Raw genomic sequence first — 1,346 nt, 5'->3', positions numbered from 1 at the left:
TGTGTGGATGGCTCCTGCATAGCAAGTCCAAAATGCAGCGTGGCGCACCTATCAGAAGCGGTCGTGTGTCCGGCCTATTTGCGCGGTGCGTCTGACCGCTGGCCCTGATGGTTTCCGCAGACAAGGTCCCTATCGGCTTCGCGGGCTGTGGCGCCCTCGACTTTCGGCGGGGTGTCCTCGTCGTTGCGGCTGAAGGTGTGCCCATCACATCTCTTGTCTTGCTATCTCGAATGCCGCGTCTCTCAGGCGGCGGGTTGAGCGTAGGGTCGGTTTTTCGTCAGCACGGCCCAAACGACCCGGGCGGTCTTGTTCGCCATGGCGACGGTGGCGAGGCGCGCCGGCTTTCGGTCGAGCAGATCCCTGAGCCACGGATCGCCGCGTTCCGGGTGGTTTCGGACCTGCCGGACCCGCGACGTCATGCCCACGACCAGTAACTGTCGCAAGTATCGGTCGCCCATCTTCGAGATCCCGCCGAGACGCTCCTTGCCTCCGCTGGACCGGTTCTTGGGCGTCAGGCCCAGCCAGGCTGCAAACTCGCGGCCGCTTCGGAACTGATGCCCGCTGCCGACCGTGGCAGCGATTGCCGAGGCCGTGATCGGGCCCACCCCGGGGATGGTCTGGAGCAACCGGACCTGAGGGTTTGCCCGGGCCTCGATCTTCAGCCGGGTCTCATACCATCCGATCCAGTTGTGCAGCGCCATCACCTGCCGGCAGAGCACGCGAACGACATCCCGGGCAATCTCCGGGATATCCGGCTGCGCGCCCTCGGTGACATCCTTGGCATAGCCGAGTGCCTTGCCCAGACCCCTGGGAATGGTGATGCCAAACTCGGCCAGCAAGCCGCGCAGCATGTTGACCAGCTGCGTCCTCTGTCGCACCGCCAGATCGCGCGTGCGGTGAAGACTGAGCAGCGCTTGCTGATCCTCGGACTTGATCTCCACGAAGCGCATCGTCGGGCGGGTCACCGCCTCGCAGATCGCCTCGGCGTCGACAGCGTCCGACTTTCCCCGCTTGACGTAGGGCTTCACGTAGATCGGCGGAATGAGCCGCACTTCGTGACCGAGTTTGGAGAGTTCACGCGCCCAGTAATGCCCGGAGCTACATGCCTCGATCCCGACCAGGCAAGGCTCGATACGCTCGAAGAAGGCCAGAACCTGCGCCCTCCGGAGCGGGCGGTTGAACGCGACCTCACCCTGATCGGTGACGCCATGAACCTGAAAGATGTTCTTGGCCAAATCCAGGCCGATGGTCGAAACTCTCATGGGTGGCTCCTCTCACATGCAGATCATGACACCTGCACTATGGCGCATCGCGACGCCGGGGAGCAGGAGCCATCCACCCCATCG

At 63.9% G+C, this 1,346-nt stretch carries 1 protein-coding gene; it reads right to left on the bottom strand.

The annotated features are described in order from the left end of the window. Window positions 1–242 precede the first annotated feature (242 nt). The gene (locus BMX29_RS18675; RefSeq protein ID WP_092815966.1) at window positions 243–1,262 is read right to left on the bottom strand and encodes an IS110 family RNA-guided transposase; all 1,020 of its coding nucleotides are present in this window, start codon (window positions 1,260–1,262) and stop codon (window positions 243–245) included. Between the last annotated feature and the right edge of the window lie 84 nt (window positions 1,263–1,346).

Source organism: Roseivivax marinus, assembly GCF_900109705.1.
Classification (GTDB): domain Bacteria; phylum Pseudomonadota; class Alphaproteobacteria; order Rhodobacterales; family Rhodobacteraceae; genus Roseivivax; species Roseivivax marinus.
The sequence above is the reverse complement of the archived record's forward strand: the minus strand, read 5'-3'. Positions and strand labels throughout refer to the sequence as shown.